Origin of the sequence: Oerskovia merdavium (assembly GCF_014836755.1) — a bacterium.
Taxonomy (GTDB): Bacteria; Actinomycetota; Actinomycetes; order Actinomycetales; family Cellulomonadaceae; genus Oerskovia; species Oerskovia merdavium.
In genome coordinates this window covers 1-3,399 of the sequence record NZ_JACSQF010000036.1, presented here as the reverse complement: position 1 = coordinate 3,399, position 3,399 = coordinate 1, and the positions used below count along the sequence as shown (strand labels likewise).

The window sequence follows — 3,399 nt, the reverse complement described above, 5'->3', positions numbered from 1 at the left end:
AGTTCGAACGCCAGACCCTGGCCCTCGCGGCCTGAACCACTCAACCCCGCGAGTCAACTAAATCCGGGGCAGTCCCGTCCGGTCCGGTGGCCCGCGAGATGCACGCGGGCCACCGGTGCTGGTTAGTCCTCCCCGCGCAGGGTGATGGTCAGGACGGGTTCGCCGTCGTCTCCCCCGCCCAGGTGCAGCGTGAGCGGCACCAGGGCTGCTTCGGCGCTCCCGCCGGGGGTGTTCGGTACCACGAAGACCCCGAACTCAACGGCCCGGGTGGCGGGGCTGTTGAGGGTGCGGGCGGCGTGGGCTCCCATCCAGACCACGTCCCACGCCCGGCCGTCGGTGTCCTGCATGGCCCCGTTGCCCTCGTCCCACGCGATGGTGCGGGCGTGGGCGGCCGCGGTGATCGCGACCGGCCACCGGAACCCGGCCTCACGCGCCGTGGTGGTGATGTCGACCAGGGCACCGTCAGCGATGGCCTGGGCACGGGTGTAGGAGTGGATGATCTGTCCGCCGAAGAACTCCGCGACCTCGGCAAGACTCATCGGCACCTCGATGGCACTCATGGGTGGTTCCCTTCCGCGCAGGAGGTGGGTTACCGGGTGGTCCCGGACCTTTTTTCGCCCCCTCCTGGCTCCGTAATCACCGCCCGCATAGCGGCCTGGAGCACAACCTGTGGTGCCGGTCGGGGGCGGGGCTGGTCGGGCGAAATAAGGGAGCTTGCGACCGCGCCCGACCAGTTTCGACACCGGCCGGACGCCGTAGGCGAACAGGTTGTGTGCAGGGTCGCGCGGGCGATGATGGAGAGCCAGGAGGGGAAGAAGAAGCACCGCGCGCAGCGCGGCACAGCGGCCGCTTGCGGCCACCGACCTGGTTCGCGCCAGCGAAACGCCGGGCCACCGGCCCGGATACCGGCAGCGAACAAGGTCCCAAAGCCCCTAGAACTCTCGGCCGGCCTCGTGCGACCGTGGGAAGGCCACCGGTGCGCACACACCCGATCACACCGGCGGCCCTGCGATGGTGGCACTTCCTCCAGGAGGCCACCACAAGGACCGAGGTGGCGAGGGTCTCGCCCTGAACGCCCCTCCCTGCTCCAGGGCGAGACCCCCACCCGCTCTCACCCGCCGAGCAACCAGGCCGTGATCGCGCCAGAGGCCACGTCGACCGCGACCTCCTTGAGCACCTCCAGGGCAAAGTACCCAAGGAGCACGTCCACCTTCACCGTCGCGGCGAGTACCCGAGCACGACGCGACCGGAGCTCTACTACTCCCCCACTCTCCGGCCGGGTCGACCAACGACGCACGACGGCCCCCACCCTCGTCTTGCCTACCAACCAGGCGACGACGCCTGCGGCCACGACATCGCCCAGGGCCTCGGGGAAGAAGGCGACCAGCAGCACGAGTACCGCAACGACCCGGACGAACGTTCTCTGTCTGTGCATGCCCACCACGTGGGTCGGGCTGGGAGCAACGTCCCCGCGACTCGAGCCGAGCTCCGTGCATCACCGTCAGCCGCCTTCCTGTCCCGGGCGCACAGCACTTGCACACGTCAGGATCTCCTGACAGTCTCCGTGTCAGGAAGTCCTGACGAGGAGACGAGGTAGTGATGAGCTGGTCGACGGATGACGGTGCGCACGAGGGTGCGGCCAGAGCGGTGTTCGCGGACGGGGCGCTGAGCGGGTCCCACGGACCTGGCGACCAGGTCACGGTGGGCATCTACGCGGACGGTTCGCGCGCCGGGCTTGATGCGGACGTGCGCAGCGAGGACGGCGTGGTCGGCTGGCGCGGTTGGTGCTCTTGCGGTTGGCGCAGCGCGCGAGCGTTCACACGGGTCCACCTTCGCGAGCTCGAGGACCGGGCGAACAAGATTGCCTACGAGGAATCCGCGTTCGCTCCGCAGTGGGTCGAGGACGAGGCTCACGCCGAATGGCTGGCGCACATCGCGCCCGACGTAGCGGCCAGTGACGTAGCGACCGCCGCGCGAGAAGCCGCCGAAGCGGCGCGTCGGCTAGACCTAGCCGTCCTCACTGCCCGGGCTGTCGGGGCGTCGTGGGATGCGATCGGGCGCGCTGCCGGGATGACTCGCCAGTCCGCGCACGAACGATGGGCGAGCGCCACTGCGCAGCCGAAGGTCGATCGGGAGCGAGCAGCCAAGCGCAAGCGAGCGTAAGAGTCGCCTAACTGATCAGGCGCAGCGGGGCGGAGGTGGTGCGGGCGAGCTCGATCGCATCCCACGACGCCCCGACAAGAAGGACATCGAGGAGGGCCAGCTCTGGGCACTACGTCAAGAAGGCCTCGACGCCGGCAAGAGTGCCGAGGCGCTCGGGCAAGAGCTCAAGACCGCCTACCTCGCCCGCCAAGACAACGGCGCCCCCACACCCGGTGGGGTGCAGGGGCGCCGCGAGGGTGGATCTACAGGACTTCCATGTGACTCACGACGAGACATCCGCCTACCTGCGAGAGCGAAAGCTCGGTCTCAACAAGCGGATTTTCGATGTTTGTCACGGCCTCGCCGCCCCCCTTCTGGTAGGACACTCCCGACACGTCGAGTTCCACAGAGACCTGAACAGGCGACGCATCAACTGACGACACCACATCGACAGAACTAATGATTGTCGCTCCCGTTTGAACGATCTCGGCAGTGCGGAAGAAATCAATCTCCCCTTGGATGGTCTCAGCGGCCTGAGCGTCACTCAGGGTCATCACTCTCGCTGTCGCCTCTGCTGAGTAGCCGCTCTGCGCCATCGCGTCGATGCGGCCGTAGTACTCTTCAACCAGAACGGCAGGTTCATCGAAGCACCCGTCCCTCGGCTCAGAGGACGCCACCGAACCGCAACCCGCCACCAGCGTTAGCGGAATCACGAGAACGGAACCAGTAATGAAGATTGACGACAGCTTCTCTTTGGTAGTCGGCGAGCACCGGCTAGTCGTCCGACGCCGCGAAGGTTCCGACACGGTATTTGACGCCACCTTTCTAGACCCACTCCCGTCGGGCCCTGGAGGCTTCACCGTATCTGCAACTGTTGCACCTACGGACAGAACCGAGTGGGATGATGTTTCAGAGGTCATTCGAAGCACCGCAGAAACCCTCATTCAGGAGTATGCCGACAAGTCAGAGACGGACTAGTTGCATCCCAGGTTCGTGGGAAGGGAGAAGGTCTTGTTGATCCAGTCGGAAATGCCGATCATGTCCACGTCGACCCAGGACTGGAAGGTGTGGGTGGCACTGCTAGAGCAGTTGTAGTGCCCCACGGCCCAGTTTCCGCTACCCCATGCTCCACTCGGGAGCGTCTTCTTGCCGAGCGTTCCCACGTCGACGAAGATCCCCAGGGACTGCCCCGGATTTAGTTGACTCGCGGGGTTGAGTGGTTCAGGCCGCGAGGGCCAGGGTCTGGCGTTCGAACTC

4 protein-coding genes and 1 pseudogene are annotated in these 3,399 nt (G+C 66.3%); 1 reads left to right on the top strand and 4 read right to left on the bottom strand.

Annotation, left to right across the window (positions count from 1 at the left end; translation table 11 throughout):
• Positions 1–122 precede the first annotated feature (122 nt).
• Positions 123–560: a DUF6573 family protein gene (locus H9641_RS19750; protein ID WP_225220760.1), complete on the bottom strand. Its 438-nt coding sequence runs from the start codon at positions 558–560 to the stop codon at positions 123–125.
• A 551-nt stretch (positions 561–1,111) separates the two neighbouring features.
• Positions 1,112–1,444, bottom strand: coding sequence for a hypothetical protein (locus H9641_RS19745; protein ID WP_191806112.1), 333 nt, complete (start codon positions 1,442–1,444; stop codon positions 1,112–1,114).
• 155 nt (positions 1,445–1,599) lie between these two features.
• Here H9641_RS19745 and H9641_RS19740 point away from each other — a divergent pair, with 155 nt between their 5' ends.
• The gene (locus tag H9641_RS19740) at positions 1,600–2,163 is read left to right on the top strand and encodes an AsnC family protein (protein WP_191806111.1); all 564 of its coding nucleotides are present in this window, start codon (positions 1,600–1,602) and stop codon (positions 2,161–2,163) included.
• Between the two features lie 242 nt (positions 2,164–2,405).
• Here H9641_RS19740 and H9641_RS19735 read toward each other — a convergent pair whose 3' ends face one another.
• Both H9641_RS19735 and H9641_RS20430 read right to left on the bottom strand, forming a co-directional pair.
• Entirely contained in the window at positions 2,406–2,855 is a 450-nt protein-coding gene (locus H9641_RS19735; RefSeq protein WP_191806110.1) for a hypothetical protein, read from the bottom strand.
• 261 nt (positions 2,856–3,116) lie between these two features.
• Positions 3,117–3,399 (bottom strand): annotated as a pseudogene (locus tag H9641_RS20430) (hypothetical protein); the annotation flags it as partial.

Coding starts and splice junctions, on each gene's coding strand:
- H9641_RS19750 (WP_225220760.1), bottom strand. CDS start 560: ATGAGTGCCATCGAGGTGCCGATGAGTCTTGCCGAGGTCGCGGAGTTC.
- H9641_RS19740 (WP_191806111.1), top strand. CDS start 1,600: ATGAGCTGGTCGACGGATGACGGTGCGCACGAGGGTGCGGCCAGAGCG.